Raw genomic sequence first — 15,764 nt, 5'->3', positions numbered from 1 at the left:
GCACTCCCAGAAAGAATGTGATGACCGACATCCAGAATTCAGTCCCGTCCGTACCGACGAGCGAGATCGACGCCGACTGGTGGCGTCAGGCAGTGGTCTACCAGATCTACCCGCGTAGCTTCGCCGATTCCAACGGCGACGGGATCGGTGACCTGCGCGGAATCACGAGCAAGGTTGCGTACCTGAGCGATCTCGGGATCGACGCGGTGTGGCTCAGCCCCTTCTACCCATCGGCGCTGGCCGACGGGGGATACGACGTGGACGACTATCGCAACGTCGATCCCAGCATCGGCACGCTCGACGATTTCGACGTACTGGTCGCGGCCCTGCACAACGTTGGAATCAGGATCATCGTCGATATCGTCCCCAACCACACCTCGAATCGACACGCCTGGTTCGAGGAGGCTCTCGCATCACCGCGGGACTCGAAGGCCCGTGCACGCTACATCTTTCACGACGGTCGCGGCCAGAACGGTGAACTCCCGCCCACCGACTGGACGTCGATGTTCGGCGGCAGCGCCTGGGAGCGCATCACCGAACCCGACGGCACGCCCGGCCAGTGGTACCTGCACCTGTTCGCCCCGGAGCAGCCGGACCTGAACTGGGACAACCCCGAAGTCAACGAAGACTTCCTGACGACCCTGCGATTCTGGTCCGACCGAGGTGTCGACGGCTTTCGCGTCGATGTGGCGCACGCACTCAAGAAAGACATGACTGCGGCTGTGCACGGCAACTGGACCACCGATCCCGACGAGGTCTTCGCCCGCAGTGACCATCCCCTGTGGGACCGCGACGACGTCCATTCCGTCTACGCCGCATGGCGAACGGTGTTCGACGAATACACCCCGCCCCGCATGGCAGTCGCGGAGGTGTGGGTACCGCCCCATCGAGTGACCAGGTACGCGTCACCGGAAGGCCTCGGGCAGGCGTTCAATTTCGATCTCCTCAAGGCGGATTTCGACGCCGAACAGTTCCGCCGGATCATCGAGACCAACCTGCAGTACGCAGCACAGTCCGGTGCGTCGTCGACCTGGGTGTTCTCCAACCACGATGTGGTCCGCCACGCCACGCGATACGGCCTGCCCAAGGGCACGGGCGGCAAGGATCAGCACGGAAACAACAAGGGCACCGACGGTATCGATTGGCTGTTCGGTGGCGGCGATCCGGCCGAGGTCGACACCGAACGTGGCCTGCGTCGAGCAAAGGCCGCGACCCTGTTGATGCTCGCTCTTCCCGGCTCTGCATACATATATCAAGGAGAAGAGCTCGGCCTACCCGAGGTGGGCCAAATTCCCGACGCCGATCGCCAAGATCCGATCTTCTTCCGCAACGGAAGCGAGGTCGGCCGCGACGGTTGCCGAGTTCCGTTGCCGTGGCAGTCCGACGGCCCGTCCTTCGGATTCGGTTCCGGCGATGCACATCTGCCGCAACCCGAGTGGTTCGCCGGCTACGCTGCGAACGCGCAACTGTCCGAATCGGATTCGACTCTCGGCTTGTACCGCGCCGCACTTGCGTTGCGTCGCTGTCTGCAAGGCGAGGAAGCGCTCGAATGGATCGAGGCCCAGGACGAGGCTCTGCACTTCGTCCGGCCCGGCGGCTGGCACGTCGTGACCAACTTCGGCACCTCGCCGGTAGAGCTTCCCGGTGGGGACGTCCTCGTCTCGACCGTTCCGCTCGAGGGCGGCGAGCTTCCCGCCGAGGCGACGGCGTGGGTCGCGGGCGCACACCTGAAGGTCGTCAGGTAGATCGGACCAATTCGGCTGTGGCTGCCGCAAGAGCGACGATTGCATCCCAATCTTGTTCTGCGACAGCCGCGGCCGGAGTGAGCCACGATCCCCCGACGCATCCGACGTTCGGCAGCGCCAGGTACGTCGACGCATTGGCGGTGGAGATTCCACCCGTCGGGCAGAAGCGTGCGGCCGGGATCGGCGAGTGGATCGACTTCAAGAAATTCGCACCACCGGATGCTTCGGCCGGGAAGAACTTGAGCTCGGTGTAACCGGCTTCGAGCAAGGTCAGCACCTCGGATACCGTTGCAGCACCGGGCAGATGCGGTAGTCCGGTATCACGCATGGCCTTCGTCAGTGAAGCCGTGCAGCCGGGCGAGACCAGGAACTGAGCACCCGCGTCGGCGGCCTGCTTGGCCTGGCCGGGCGTGACGATCGTGCCCGCACCGACGAGGATCTCGGGGACCTCCGCCGCGATGCGCTCGATGGCGTCGAGTGCCACCGGAGTCCGCAACGTCAGCTCGATGACGGGCACTCCGCCCGCCACCAGGGCACGTGCGATCGGAACAGCATGATCGAGGTTCTCGATGACGACGACGGGGATGACGGGTACGCGGTCGAGCAGAGATGCAGTCACGTTCTTACCTTCTTGTGGAGTTACAGGGACTCAGCGCATGACGAACATTGCGCCCTCGTCGGCCGGGCCGACGAGCGCACGCATGCCCGAGAACAGGTCACGACCGGTGCTGGACCATTCGTCGTTGTCCAGGACTCGTCCGGTGACCGGTCGAGCCTCGAACTCGTCGAGCGGAACATCGATCGACAACGTGCCGTCGAGAGAGTCGAGGGTGATGATGTCACCGTCGAGAATTTTCGCAATCGGCCCACCGCTCGCGGCCTCGGGCGTCAGGTGGATTGCTGCAGCCACTTTTCCGGAGGCCCCCGACATCCGGCCGTCCGTGATCAGCGCTACGGACCGCCCCTTGTCCTGCAGGATTCCCAGAGCCGGAGTGAGCTTGTGCAACTCCGGCATGCCGTTCGCCTTCGGGCCCTGATAACGCAGTACCGCAACGAAGTCGCCGTCGAGGAGCCCTGCATCGAATGCCTCGAGGAAGTCCGCTTGGTCGTCGAACACTCGCGCCGGTCCGGTGACCACCCGATGTTCGGGTGCCAATGCAGAAGTCTTGATGACACACTTTCCGATCGGCCCGATCAGCATCTTCAGTCCGCCGTCGGCGCTGAACGGCTCGTTCGCGCCACGTAACACGGTGTCGTCGTGGCTCATCCGAGTACCGTCCTGCCACATCACCCCGTCGCCGTCGAGCTTCGGTTCCTGCGTGTAGCGCCGCAGGCCCTGCCCGGCAACGGTTTTCACATCCTCGTGCATCAATCCGGCGTCGAGCAGAGACCCGATGACGAACCCGAGTCCACCGGCCGCGTGGAAGTGGTTGACGTCGGCTTTGCCGTTGGGGTAGATCCTGGCCATCAGCGGCACCACGGCCGACAGATCGGACAGGTCCTGCCACGTCAGCGTGATGCCGGCGGCTTTCGCGATGGCGACGAGGTGCATCGTGTGGTTGGTCGAGCCGCCGGTGGCCAGCAGTGCGACGCAGCCGTTGACGATCGACTTGACGTCGACGACCTCCCCCACCGGGGTGTAGTTGTCTCCGAGGGACGTCAGACCGGTGACGACGTGCGCGGCCTCGCGGGTGAGCGCGTCGCGCATCGCGGTTCCGGGGTTGACGAACGAAGAGCCCGGCAAATGCAGACCCATGACCTCCATGAGCAGCTGGTTGGAATTGGCCGTTCCGAAGAACGTGCACGTGCCACTGCCGTGATACGACGCGGCCTCGGCGTCCAGCAGTGCCTCACGGCCCACCTTGCCCTCGGCATACAACTGACGAGCTTTTGCCTTCTCGCCGTTGGGAAGTCCGGATGTCATCGGGCCCGCGGGCACGAACACCGCAGGCAGATGGCCGAAACTCAGTGCGCCGATGAGCATTCCGGGGACGATCTTGTCGCACACGCCGAGCATCAGGGTGGCGTCGAACATGTCGTGGGACAACGCAATTGCCGTCGACATCGCGATGATGTCCCGACTGAACAGGGACAGCTGCATGCCGTCGCGGCCCTGCGTGATGCCGTCGCACATCGCTGGGACGCCACCGGCGAACTGCGCGATGCCACCGGCGTCGATGACCGACTTCTTCAGTACGGCCGGGTATGTCTCGAACGGCTTGTGCGCCGAGAGCATGTCGTTGTAGGCGGAGACGATCGCGATGTTGGGCTTGACCATGCCGCGCAGCGCTTGCTTGTCGGCCTTCCCTGAGGCCGCGAATCCGTGGGCGATATTGGCGCAGGCGAGTCGGCCACGCGCCGGGCCCTGATCCCCGGCAGCAGCGATTCGAGCGAGATATTTCGTGCGGTCGGACTGGCTGCGGTCTGCGATGCGGTCGGTGACCTGACGCAGAACCGGATGAAGTGTGTCCATGAGCATCTCCGATGTTCGGTCTCTCACGACTCAGCCTAGAGCCGGTTAAGTCGATCAGCAACCCAACTTATGTTTTTCAAAGTTCTAAGTAGCAATTCTTAGGGTGTTGCCGTAAAAGTTGCCAGTTGGTTGAATGGCGTATATGTCGATGCCGCGCCTGAGCGCTCCACCTGCGACCGCAGGTGAGATCTTTGCTCTGGTTCGCGACGGCGAAGCCGACACCCGCGCCGAATTGGGCCGGATCACCGGACTGTCTCGCTCGGCCGTCGCCTCCCGGGTCGCCGCACTCGCCGGACTCGGCTTGATCATCGAAACCGAGGACACTCAGTCCACGGGTGGACGCCCCCCTGCGCGCTTGTCCTTCGACGTCGACGCGGGTGTCGTACTCGCGGCCGCGATCGGACGAAGCCGCTCGCAACTGGGCGTCTTCACTCTCGGTGGGGAGTTCCTCGCCGGCGATACCGTCGATCAGGAAATCGGCATCGGGCCGGACGAGCTGATGCCGCAGATCACCAAGCGATTGCAGGCATTGCTCGACGAATCGCACCGAACCGAACATCGCATTCTCGGCGTCGGCCTGTCCATCCCCGGCACCGCCGACACCGCGCGCGGGTGCAGCCTGGACTCACCGATCATGCACGGCTGGGACGGAGTGCCACTGGCCCCGTTCTTCGCCGACACCACATCTGCTCCGGTCTTTCTCGACAACGACGCCAACGCGATGGTCCTCGCCGAACGCCGGGACAATCGAGATCGCTTCCAGAACGCCCTCTTGGTCAAGGCCTCGACGGGTCTCGGTGCCGGGATCGTCGCGGGCGGCGCACTACAGCGTGGATCACTGGGCGCAGCAGGCGAATTCGGCCACACCAAGACCGCAGCCGCAGCGGGTGTCGCGTGCCGGTGCGGCGACAGTGGTTGCCTCGAGGCCATTGCCGGCGGCTGGGCATTGGTGCGCGCGTTGAACGAGCAGGGCCGAGAAGTGGGCCACATCCGCGGTGTTGTCGACCTCGCGGTCAGCGGTGACCCCGAAGCACGCAGACTCATCCGCGACAGTGGACGCCACATCGGCGAAACCCTGGCCGGAGCCGTCAATCTGCTCAACCCCGAGGTCCTCATCGTCGGCGGCGACATGGCCAATGCGTACGACATCTTCGTCGCAGGACTGCGCGAGACCGTCTACGGAAACGCGACTGCGCTGGCCACCAAGGCTCTCACCATCCAGGCCACCACCCACGGCGACCTCTCCGGGGTCATCGGTAGCGCAGCACTGGTGCTGGATCAGGTACTCAGTGCCCGGGCCGTCGACGACGCTCTCGGTAGCTGACGGCCCCGGAGACATTTCCGTTCGTCGCACTCCAGCGACCGCCGGGCGCAACGCGATGCGTCGATTCGAGGACGAGCACCGGCTGCCCACATAGGGTGATCGCAGTCACACCTGCGATCCTGGAGACCCCACACATGTCACTGAAAGCACCCGACGATCCACACGTCGAACTGCTGAAGACAGATCCCGACCTACCACCCGTCGGCGTCGTCGAGTCACATCCGATGACGCCGATCAAGCGTCTGATGCTCGTCGCGATCGGCCTACTCGGCGGTGTCGCCTGGACGATCATCGCCATCGTGCGCGGGGAGAACCCCAACGCCGTCTGGTTCGTCATCGCCGCCGTCTGCACCTACATCTTCGCGTTTCGCTTCTACGCCAGGTTGATCGAACGCAAGATCGTCTTTCCTCGAGACGACAGAGCCACACCGGCCGAGATTCTGGAAAACGGCAAGGACTACATGCCGACCGATCGTCGGGTGCTGTTCGGCCACCACTTCGCCGCGATCGCCGGAGCCGGCCCCCTCGTCGGACCCGTTCTCGCCGCCCAGATGGGCTACCTACCCGGCACGATGTGGATCATCATCGGCGTCGTGTTCGCCGGTGCCGTCCAGGACTTCCTGGTGCTGTGGATCTCGACGCGCCGCAACGGCCGCAGCCTCGGCCAGATGGCCCGCGACGAACTCGGCGTCGTCGGTGGTACCGCGGCGCTGATCGCGGTGTTCGTCATCATGATCATCCTGATCGCGGTGCTGGCACTCGTCGTCGTCAACGCGCTCGCCGAAAGCCCATGGGGCGTCTTCTCCATCGCGCTGACCATCCCGATCGCACTGTTCATGGGCGTGTACCTGCGCTACCTGCGACCGGGCAACGTCACCGAGGTCTCGCTCATCGGTGTCGTCCTGCTGCTGTTCGCCATCGTCGCCGGCGGCTGGGTTGCCGAAACAGAGTGGGGCACCGACTGGTTCACCCTCTCCAAGGTGACCGTCGCCTGGTTGCTGATCGGCTACGGCCTGCTCGCCTGCATCCTGCCGGTGTGGCTGTTGCTCGCACCGCGCGATTACCTGTCGACGTTCATGAAGGTCGGCACCATCGCGCTGCTGGCCGTCGGTATTCTCATCGCTCGTCCCGAGATCCAGATGCCCGCCATGACGAGCTTCGCCACCGAGGGCAACGGCCCGGCATTCGCGGGATCGCTGTTCCCGTTCCTGTTCATCACCATCGCCTGCGGTGCACTCTCCGGTTTCCACGCTCTGATCTCCTCCGGCACCACGCCGAAGTTGCTCGAGAAGGAAAAGCAGATGCGGATGATCGGCTACGGCGGCATGCTCACCGAGTCGTTCGTCGCCATCATGGCGCTCATCACCGCCTGCGTTCTCGATCAGCACATCTACTTCGCATTGAACGCACCGGCAACGTTGACCGGCGGCACGCCCGAGACAGCGGCGGATTACGTCAACAACCTCCCGCTGAGTGGCGGCGACATCACCCCGGCCGAATTGAGCCAGGCGGCAGCCGATGTGGGCGAGGAATCGATCATTTCCCGCACCGGCGGCGCACCGACACTCGCGTTCGGTATGTCCGAGGTACTGCACCAGGTGTTCGGCGGCGAATCGCTCAAGTCGTTCTGGTACCACTTCGCGATCATGTTCGAGGCCCTGTTCATCCTCACCACGGTCGATGCAGGCACCCGCGTCGCGCGCTTCATGCTCTCCGACAGCATCGGCAACCTGCCCGGAGCCTCGGCCAAGAAGTTCAAGGACCCGTCCTGGCGTCCCGGAGCCTGGATCTGCTCGCTGATCGTCGTCGCAGCCTGGGGCGCAATCCTTCTCATGGGCGTCACCGATCCACTGGGCGGCATCAACACCCTGTTCCCGCTGTTCGGTATCGCCAACCAGTTGCTCGCGGCGATCGCGTTGACAGTGGTGATGGTCATCGTCGTCAAGCGTGGCCTCTACAAGTGGGCCTGGATTCCCGGGGTCCCGCTGGCCTGGGACCTCATCGTCACCATGACGGCGTCGTACCAGAAGATCTTCTCCTCGACCCCGGCCATCGGCTACTGGACTCAGCACTCGCAGTTCCGCGACGCCAAGGCGCAGGGTCTGAGCGAGTTCGGCAGCGCCAAGACACCCGAGGCCATCGACGCCGTCATCCGTAACACCTTCATCCAGGGCACGCTGTCGATCGTCTTCGCGGTACTCGTCCTGGTGGTCGTGATCGCCGGAGTGTGGGTGTGTATCAAGGCCGTTCGCGGAGCTGATCTGCCCGACAACGAAGAGCCGGAGGTGCCGTCGAAGATCTTCGGTCCCAGCGGCTTCGTGCTCACTCCGGCCGAGAAGCAAGTGCAGGCCGAGTGGGACGAGCTGATCGACGCGGGCACCGTCCGTAGACCCGGATCGGCGCACTAGATGCGCGGGCTGTGGTGGTGGATCACCTCGGTAATGGGCGACCACGATTACGACCGGTACGTCGCCCACCTGGCTCGGCACCACCCGGGTCAGGAACCGCCGACCGTGCGTCAGTACTGGAAGGACCGGCACGCGGAAGCGGACCGAAATCCAGGGGCACGGTGCTGCTGACACGGTGCTGTCCGATTTCCGCTAGCACTGGCGGGATCGCGCTGACACAGTAGGTACATGAGCAGCGAACGGCAGGTGCAAGAACTGGACTTCGATCGGTGTTATCGCGCGGTCTCCTCGCGTGACGCACGGTTCGACGGCCAGTTCTTCACCGCCGTTCGCACCACCGGCATCTACTGCCGCCCGTCCTGCCCGGCGCGCACACCCAAGCCGGGCAACGTCTCGTTCCTGGCCACGGCCGCCGCAGCTCAACAATCCGGCTATCGTGCGTGCCGCCGCTGCCAGCCCGACGCCACCCCCGGTTCCCCGCGGTGGAACATCCACTCCGACCTCAGCTCTCGCGCTATGCGACTGATCTCCGACGGGGCCGTCGAGCGTGGCGGCGTCGACGGCCTCGCCAGCACCCTCGGTTACTCGAGCCGGCAACTGACTCGGGTGTTGACCGCCGAGGTCGGTGCAGGCCCGCTGGCATTGGCCCGCGCACACCGAGCACACACCGCCCGCACACTGATTCAGACCACGGACATGTCGATGTCCGACATCGCCTTCGCAGCAGGCTTTTCCAGCGTTCGGCAGTTCAACGACACCGTCAAGGAAGTGTTCGCCGTCGATCCATCGACGCTGCGGCGGGAGGCACACCGCACCGCGGTGACAACCGCGGGTGGAACGGTCACGTTGCGACTGCCCTACCGCCAGCCGTTGGACCCCGGCTGGATCGAGTGGTTCCTTCGTGGTCACGTGGTCGAGGGCATCGAATCGTTCTCCGAGGACGGAGAATACGTCCGATCACTGCGCCTGCCGCACGCCGGCGGACTGGTGGCTCTGCGGGTGATGGACGGATTCGTCAGTGCAGCCGTGACATTGCAGGACATGCGCGACCTCGCTCCCGCCGTCGCCCGAATCCGACATCTCCTCGACCTCGACGCCGATCCACTTGCCGTCGACGACGCCCTGCACGCCGACCCGCAGTTGGCACCGAGTGTCGAGGCCCATCCAGGAATTCGGGCCCTCGGGGTGGTCGACGGCGCAGAGATGTTGCTGCGCACCGTGATCGGACAACAGATCTCCCTGAAGGCGGCGGCCACCCACACTGCCCGGCTCGTCGACGCGCTCGGCGCACCACTCGACCTCGGCAACAACACCGTCACCAGGTTGTTTCCCGAGGCCGCCGTCATCGCCGAACGGGGCCACGAGGTTCTCACCGGCCCTGCGGCCCGCGTCCAGACCGTCATCCGCGTCGCCGACGCCATCGCGTCGGGAACCGTCGAACTGCATCCCGCGCGCGAGGGTCCCGAACTGGAGCGAGAACTGCTGGCGCTCAAGGGCATCGGACCGTGGACCGCTCGTTATGTCGTGATGCGTCTGCTCGGCGACCCCGACGTTCTCCTCGACACCGACCTGGTCGTCCGCCAGGGTGCGCAAGCCCTGGACATCTCGCTGAAGAACTCAGCCCGCTGGGCACCGTGGCGCTCGTACGTCTCGATGCACCTGTGGATCACCGCACTGGAAAGAAGACAAGCATGACTGCCACAGCCGCCACCCGGGACACCCCGATCGGCCCGTTCACCACCATCGTCGACGCCGATCAGCGCGTACTCGCGTCGGGCTGGACCGATGACATCGAGGAGCTGCGAATCCTGATTCACCCGACGATGCGACCCGACACCGTTCGCAGTGCCGCCGACCTCGGCACGGTCACCGACGCCGTCGACGCCTACCACCGCGGCGAACTCGATCGGATCGACGATGTGCCCGTCGCGCAACGGTCCGGTGAATTCCTGATGCACGCCTGGGATGTGCTGCGCACCGTCGAACCCGGCGCTCCGGTGACCTACTCCCGATTCGCGGAGCTGTCGGGCCGACCCACAGCCATCCGCGGTGCGGCGTCCGCCTGTGCGCGCAATGCGGCTGCGCTGTTCGTGCCGTGTCACCGGGTAGTCCGTATCGGCGGTGCCCTCGGCGGATTCCGTTGGGGGCTGCCCGCCAAGAAATGGCTGTTGGCACACGAGAGCGCCTGACCGCTGCCGCGTCGGGTGGCGGTGGCCCGCGGCCTAACGGTCCCGGGCGTTATGGTTCTTCACGATCCGCCATCCGCCGAATGTGAGGAAGCCCCAGTGACCGAATCGGCAGTGCCAGGAAAATCCACGGCATCCGCCAAGCCCGACAAGGACCGCGGGGACCTCATCGGGGTCGGCGGCCTGTGGCTCGCCAAGTGGTCGCTCATCCTGGTGTCGATCGCGGCCGGAGCCTGGGTGTTCGGTTGGCTGATCGGTCATCTGTGGGTGATCCTGTTGCCGGTCCTGCTCGCAGTCATCGTCGCGACGGTGTTGTGGCCGCCGGCGAAACTGATGATGCGGCTCGGATTTCCTCCCGCGCTGGCCGCGTCGGTCTCGCTCGTGGTGTTCTTCGTCGTCATCGGCGGCGTCATCACCCTGATCATTCCGTCGGTGGCCGAGCAGGCTCCCGAGTTGGTGGACCAGGCGTCGGGCGGAATCGCGCAGGTTCAGGACTGGCTGAAGGGCCCCCCGCTGAACATCGGCGACGACCAGATCGACTCGGCCGTGTCGGCGATCGTGTCGCGTCTACAGGACAGCGGCGAGGTCATCGCCACCGGCGTGTTCACCGGCGTCTCCGCCGCCGGCTCGCTGCTGGTCACTCTTGCGTTGGTGCTGGTTCTGTCGTTCTTCTTCGTCAAGGACGGTCCAAAGTTCTTGCCGTGGCTGCACGGGTTCTCCGGTGGCCGCGCCGGACGCCATCTGGGCGAGGTGCTCTCGCGGATGTGGGCGACGCTGGGCGGATTCATCCGAACTCAGGCCATCGTCAGTTTCATCGACGCCTTCTTCATCGGCCTCGGACTCGTCATTCTCGGCGTTCCGCTGGCGCTGGTACTCGCAACGCTGACATTCCTCGGTGGGTTCATCCCGATTGTCGGTGCTTTCGTCGCGGGTGCGCTCGCAGTTCTCGTGGCCCTGGTGGCGAACGGGCTGACCACGGCGTTGATCGTGCTCGCCATCATCGTCGCGGTGCAGCAGTTGGAAGGCAATGTGCTGCAGCCGATTCTGCAGAGTCGAAGCATGAACCTGCATCCGGCGATCGTGCTCCTCGCGGTGACGGGCGGCAGCTCGTTGTTCGGCATCATCGGTGCATTCCTCGCAGTTCCGGCCGCTGCTGTTGCCGCAGTGCTGATCCGATACCTGTCCGAACAGATCGACGCACGCTCGAACGAACCGGACCAGGACGAACTGGAAGACGAGATCCCGCCGCCCGAGGGACTGACCGACGAGCAGGCCGGTCTGGACGACGAGGGCGAGTCGAAGCCCGACAAGACTGCGTCAGGTCAGGACGCGACGACCTGAAGCGTCGAACCGGTGCGCTCCCGTTTGACGTAGAGGCGACTGGGAATGCGCTGGCGCATCTCGTCGACGTGACTGACGACGCCGACGACGCGTCCGCCTGCGCGTAGTTCGTCGAGGACGGCCATCACCTGCTCGAGAGTGTCGGCATCGAGCGTGCCGAACCCCTCGTCGATGAACATGGTGTCGAGTACGACGCCACCGGATTCGGCGGCCACCACATCTGCGAGTCCGAGAGCGAGGGCGAGCGAGGCGAGGAACGCCTCCCCGCCGGAGAGAGTCTTCGCCGAGCGCACGACACCGGTGTAATCGTCACGGATGTCGAGGCCGAGACCACCGCGCTTGCCCCTCGCACCCGCCTCGTCGGAATGAACGAATTCGTATCGCCCCGAGGACATCCGACGCAGTCGCGCAGAGGCCGACTCGGCGACGTCCTCGAGCCGGGACGCAAGAACGTAGGACCGCAGCGACATCTTCCTGGCATTCTGACCGCGCCCGGCCACCACGTCCGCCAGGTTGGCGAGCTCGTCGAACTCCGCGCGTTGCGGCGCGATGGCCTCGGCCGCAGTCGACAGCTCTGCGATCAGTCGTTCCAGATCGTCTGCCCGCCTTCGGTATTCCGCTACCGTGGCGGCGGCAGATCTGACCTGCCGGTCGAGCTCGGTACAGGTTTCTCGCAGCGGATCCAGGTCCACCGGCGCGTGCCCGGCGACGGCGACGATGGTGGGCTCACGGAGTACATGTTCGGCATGCGCCCGACGCTCGTCGGCGGCGCGGAGTTCGGCCTCGATTCGCTCGACGCGATCGGCGGTCAGAACGGCCCCGGCAGCGGCCTCGACGGAAGCGAAATTCGATGCGGTAACTCGTCGGTCCAGCTCGGCGCGCAGCGCATCGGACTGTGCGGTGGCGTCGAGCCAGACGATCCGTGCCTCCTGGATTCGCCGCGCACCGTCGATCAGGGCCTCACGTTCGGCAATTCGATCGATCAGCGACTCGCCCTCGCCCACTTCCTGCGACACCGACGCACGCATCTGCGTCAGCGATTCCTCGGTGGCCGATATTCGCTCGTCCACGGCCACGCGGGACGCGACGAGGCTGTTGAGTGTGACCGTCAGTTCGTCCGTCTCACGGCGCAGTCGGCTCAGTTCCGCCCGCGCCGGATCGGCATCCGCGGCGCTCACACGGGCATCCTGCACCGAACTCGTTGCGGTATCGAGGGCCTGGGTCAGCTCCGCAAGAGTCGCTCCCCCGGTGCGATCGTGCAGCAGGTCCACTGCGAGTCTGGCCTCCGCGACAGCCCCGACCGCCTGATCGAGGGCGGCAGCTGCCTTACGTTCGGCAGCGGCTGCCTTGTCTTCCTGCGCCTTGGTCACCGTCGACGTCGAGGCCGCAGCGGGGTGAGGATGCGCGGCCGATCCACACACCTGGCACGGCTCGCCGGCTTTCAAGCGGGCCGCCAGCTCTGCTGCCATCCCGTCGATGCGGCGCTCACGAAGATCGAGCAGGTGCTCCCACGCGGTGTTGTGTGCGGCGGCGGCAGTGTCGCGGGAACGTTCGCTCTCGAGAAGCGCGGCGCGCTTGCGTACCAATTCGATGGCGGATTCGGCGGCCACGCGAGCCCGTTCGCAGCGCTCGTCGAGGCCCGGAAGCTGTGTCGCGGCGGCATCGGCTCGCGCTACCCGAGATTCGGCGGCCGCGATCTTCTCGGGCATCGACGCCTGCCGCTGCTCGGTGCGCTCGATCTGCGCTGCAATGCTGCGTTGTTGTGCTCGATAGTCGACCAGGGCACCGTCGAGCTTGTCTGCTTCGTGTACGACCCCGAGCAACGACTGCATCCGTGCGACGTCGGTGGTCCAGTCGCGCACGAACTGCGCGACGACGGTGCGCTCGTCCGCAGGATCGCCCGGCGCGGGTGGCCGATGCAGGGCATCGTGAAACCGCTGCCCCTCCAGCGACGTCGGTAGCTCGCGTTCGGCTGAGGCCAGCGCGGCGGTCGCCGCCTCGCCCGCCGCACGTGCCAGAGACAGATCCGCAGCGGCGTCGGCGATCGGTCCTGCGGCCGCGGAATCTGCCAGTTCGGTTCTGCGCGCTGCTCGTGCCACCTCCCCGTCGTGGTGCTGTGCGAGTTGCTCCTCGGCGAGAGCACGCCTGCGCTGCAGATCCAGAACGATCGTGGCCTGAGCCAGCGCCTCGGACGCCCGCCGAGCTGCCGCGTCGACCAGCACCGCGCGCCCCTGAGCAAGGGTCCGATTCTGGCGAGCGTCGGTCAGGACGTCGGCCGCCCAGTCGAGCGGGTCCTGTTGTTGGCGGTCGACGGTGACGGGCTCGGGCACTCCCGATGCCTGCGACACCCGCCCGAGCATGATGTCGATGTTGTGGTGGGCATCGGCGAGATCGGCGGCCAACTCTCGGCGGCGCTGCGCGAACCACTCTTCGACGTCACCGAATCGGCCTGTGTCGAAGAGCCTTTCGAGCAGGCTCCCGCGCTCGTCACTGTCGGCTCGCAGGAATCGCGCGAATTCGCCCTGCGGTAACAGCACCACCTGGAAGAACTGGTCGGCGCTCATTCCCAGCAACGCGTTGACGGCGTCGCCGATCTCGCTCAGCCGGGTGAGGTTCTGCCCGCGACCGTCGAGCCAGGTGAGACTGGCTTTGGCGTGTTGCTTGGTGGTTCCGGTGCTTCTGAGCTTGGGGCGCAGGAACTCCGGACTGCGCACGATTCGGATGCGCCGTCCGCCGAGGGTCGCCTCGAGGGTCACCTTCGGTACCGCTCCCACGGCCGCGTGGTCGGACAGCAGTCGCTTACCCTCGCGGCGCGCCCCTGGCACGGTTCCGTACAGGGCAAACGCCACGGCGTCGAGAACCGTCGTCTTGCCGGCCCCCGTGTGCCCGTGCAACAAGAAGAGCCCGTCGGCTCCGAGCGCATCGAAATCGACCGTCTCGGTACCCGCGAAGGGTCCGAAGGCGGTGATCTCGAGCGAGTGCAGCCTCATGCAGCACCGCGGTCTGCAGCAGCGCCGTCGGTGACCTCGTCCTCGCGCTGTACCGACGCCAGAGCGCGGGCCAGCAATGCCGACTCCGCTGCGGTGGGCTCGCTACGCATGTCCGTCAGGAACGAGGTGGCGATGGCGAGATCACTGCGACCGCGCACCCGGTCGCGGTAGCGAAGCTCTCCCGACCCCTCGGGGCGACGCCACTCGAGGTGTATCGCATACCGAAACCGCTGCTGCAGCAACCGCATTGCGTCCACCGGACGGACGTCGTCGGTGAGCACGGCAGAGACGTAGTGGTCCTCGACATCGGAATAGGTTGCGTCCGAGAGCAATTCCTCGACCGTGCCTTCGACGCGGGCGAGCCCGCGCACCACCGGCAGGTCCACTCGCTCGACGCTGCCGAGTCCGTTCGCGTCGAGTTCGAGAATCCACACGGCCTTGCGGTGCGATCGCTCGCCGAACGAATACGGCAGAGGAGACCCGGAGTACCGCACTCGGTCGGTGAGAATCTGCGGAGAATGCAGATGACCGAGCGCCACGTAGTCGACTCCGTCGAACGCCGACGCCGGTGCGGTTTCGATGCCGCCGGAGGAAATGGACCGCTCCGATCCGGTCGCCTCACCACCGACGATGAACGCATGCGCGAGCACGACCGACCGAACATGTTGTCCTGCAGCGGCTCTCGCATCGAGGTCGCCGCGAACACGATCCATCGCGGCTCCGAGCACCTCGGCGTGGGTACGCGCTGCAGGAACATCGAGTTCCAGGCGGGTGGTCTCCGGCTCGAGATACGGAATTCCGTAGAACGCAACGCCGCCGTGCTCGTCGTCGACGACGACCGGTGTGGCGACATCGCCCACCCGAGTCATCAGGTGCAGGCCTCCCGCCGCAGCGAACGCAGCACCGGCTCCCAGCCGAGCCGGGGAGTCGTGGTTGCCCGACGTCGCGACGATGACGGCACCCGCTGCTCGAATTGCTTCCAGCCCGCGATTGCAGACCAGCACGGCGTCGGCGCTGGGCACAGCACGATCGTAGATATCGCCCGGTACCACCACCACATCGATCGATCGTGCCGCAACCAGTTCCGCGATGGACCCCAGCACAGCGCCTTGATCGGCCAACAGGTCGACACCGTGAAAGGTGCGACCCATGTGCCAGTCCGAGGTGTGCAGGATTCTCATGCGTTCGACGCTATCGGCAAGCACCGACAAACTATTCGAGGCGCGTCGGCCTGTCGGGAACCGAGGACGGTCAACGAACTCCGCGCAACGAAGTCTGTCGGTACCTTCCTGCATCA

The 15,764-nt window shown here is 65.6% G+C and carries 11 protein-coding genes; 7 read left to right on the top strand and 4 right to left on the bottom strand.

Going from position 1 to position 15,764, the window contains the following annotated elements:
* Positions 1-20 precede the first annotated feature (20 nt).
* Positions 21-1,745 (top strand): glycoside hydrolase family 13 protein, encoded by a 1,725-nt coding sequence (locus tag CH294_RS16215; protein WP_094738509.1) that lies wholly within the window; start codon positions 21-23, stop codon positions 1,743-1,745.
* Here CH294_RS16215 and eda read toward each other — a convergent pair.
* Entirely contained in the window at positions 1,738-2,364 is a 627-nt protein-coding gene (eda, locus tag CH294_RS16210) for a bifunctional 4-hydroxy-2-oxoglutarate aldolase/2-dehydro-3-deoxy-phosphogluconate aldolase (RefSeq protein ID WP_094738508.1), read from the bottom strand. The genes CH294_RS16215 and eda overlap by 8 nt on opposite strands.
* A 30-nt stretch (positions 2,365-2,394) precedes the next feature.
* The gene (gene edd, locus CH294_RS16205) at positions 2,395-4,218 is read right to left on the bottom strand and encodes a phosphogluconate dehydratase (RefSeq protein WP_094738558.1); all 1,824 of its coding nucleotides are present in this window, start codon (positions 4,216-4,218) and stop codon (positions 2,395-2,397) included.
* Positions 4,219-4,360: 142 nt separating this feature from the next.
* Here edd and CH294_RS16200 point away from each other — a divergent pair, with 142 nt between their 5' ends.
* From CH294_RS16200 to CH294_RS16175, 6 genes are all read left to right on the top strand, one after another.
* A complete protein-coding gene (locus CH294_RS16200; protein WP_032380540.1) occupies positions 4,361-5,542 on the top strand; it encodes an ROK family transcriptional regulator in 1,182 nt (393 codons plus the stop codon).
* A 134-nt stretch (positions 5,543-5,676) separates the two neighbouring features.
* Entirely contained in the window at positions 5,677-7,950 is a 2,274-nt protein-coding gene (locus tag CH294_RS16195; RefSeq protein WP_094738557.1) for a carbon starvation CstA family protein, read from the top strand.
* Positions 7,951-8,121, top strand: a complete 171-nt coding sequence (locus CH294_RS16190; protein ID WP_072692145.1) for a YbdD/YjiX family protein — start codon at positions 7,951-7,953, stop codon at positions 8,119-8,121.
* 57 nt (positions 8,122-8,178) lie between these two features.
* Complete coding sequence (locus tag CH294_RS16185) at positions 8,179-9,645, top strand: AlkA N-terminal domain-containing protein (protein WP_094738507.1); 1,467 nt, start codon at positions 8,179-8,181, stop codon at positions 9,643-9,645.
* The gene (locus CH294_RS16180) at positions 9,642-10,139 is read left to right on the top strand and encodes a methylated-DNA--[protein]-cysteine S-methyltransferase (protein ID WP_037153512.1); all 498 of its coding nucleotides are present in this window, start codon (positions 9,642-9,644) and stop codon (positions 10,137-10,139) included. The genes CH294_RS16185 and CH294_RS16180 overlap by 4 nt, the downstream gene beginning before the upstream one ends.
* Before the next feature lie 96 nt (positions 10,140-10,235).
* Positions 10,236-11,477, top strand: coding sequence for an AI-2E family transporter (locus tag CH294_RS16175; RefSeq protein ID WP_032402970.1), 1,242 nt, complete (start codon positions 10,236-10,238; stop codon positions 11,475-11,477).
* Here CH294_RS16175 and CH294_RS16170 read toward each other — a convergent pair.
* Complete coding sequence (locus tag CH294_RS16170) at positions 11,459-14,467, bottom strand: SMC family ATPase (protein WP_094738506.1); 3,009 nt, start codon at positions 14,465-14,467, stop codon at positions 11,459-11,461. The genes CH294_RS16175 and CH294_RS16170 overlap by 19 nt on opposite strands.
* Entirely contained in the window at positions 14,464-15,648 is a 1,185-nt protein-coding gene (locus tag CH294_RS16165; protein WP_094738505.1) for an exonuclease SbcCD subunit D, read from the bottom strand. The genes CH294_RS16170 and CH294_RS16165 overlap by 4 nt, the downstream gene beginning before the upstream one ends.
* Positions 15,649-15,764: the final 116 nt, after the last annotated feature.

This window comes from Rhodococcus sp. 14-2483-1-1 (assembly GCF_002259335.1).
In the GTDB taxonomy this organism is placed as follows: Bacteria; Actinomycetota; Actinomycetes; order Mycobacteriales; family Mycobacteriaceae; genus Rhodococcoides.
Note: the sequence above shows the minus strand (reverse complement) of the source record. Positions and strands in the feature narration are given on the sequence as shown.

Coding starts and splice junctions, on each gene's coding strand:
- edd (WP_094738558.1), bottom strand. CDS start 4,218: ATGGACACACTTCATCCGGTTCTGCGTCAGGTCACCGACCGCATCGCA.
- CH294_RS16185 (WP_094738507.1), top strand. CDS start 8,179: ATGAGCAGCGAACGGCAGGTGCAAGAACTGGACTTCGATCGGTGTTAT.
- CH294_RS16170 (WP_094738506.1), bottom strand. CDS start 14,467: ATGAGGCTGCACTCGCTCGAGATCACCGCCTTCGGACCCTTCGCGGGT.
- CH294_RS16180 (WP_037153512.1), top strand. CDS start 9,642: ATGACTGCCACAGCCGCCACCCGGGACACCCCGATCGGCCCGTTCACC.
- CH294_RS16215 (WP_094738509.1), top strand. CDS start 21: ATGACCGACATCCAGAATTCAGTCCCGTCCGTACCGACGAGCGAGATC.
- CH294_RS16190 (WP_072692145.1), top strand. CDS start 7,951: ATGCGCGGGCTGTGGTGGTGGATCACCTCGGTAATGGGCGACCACGAT.
- CH294_RS16195 (WP_094738557.1), top strand. CDS start 5,677: ATGTCACTGAAAGCACCCGACGATCCACACGTCGAACTGCTGAAGACA.
- CH294_RS16165 (WP_094738505.1), bottom strand. CDS start 15,648: ATGAGAATCCTGCACACCTCGGACTGGCACATGGGTCGCACCTTTCAC.
- CH294_RS16200 (WP_032380540.1), top strand. CDS start 4,361: ATGTCGATGCCGCGCCTGAGCGCTCCACCTGCGACCGCAGGTGAGATC.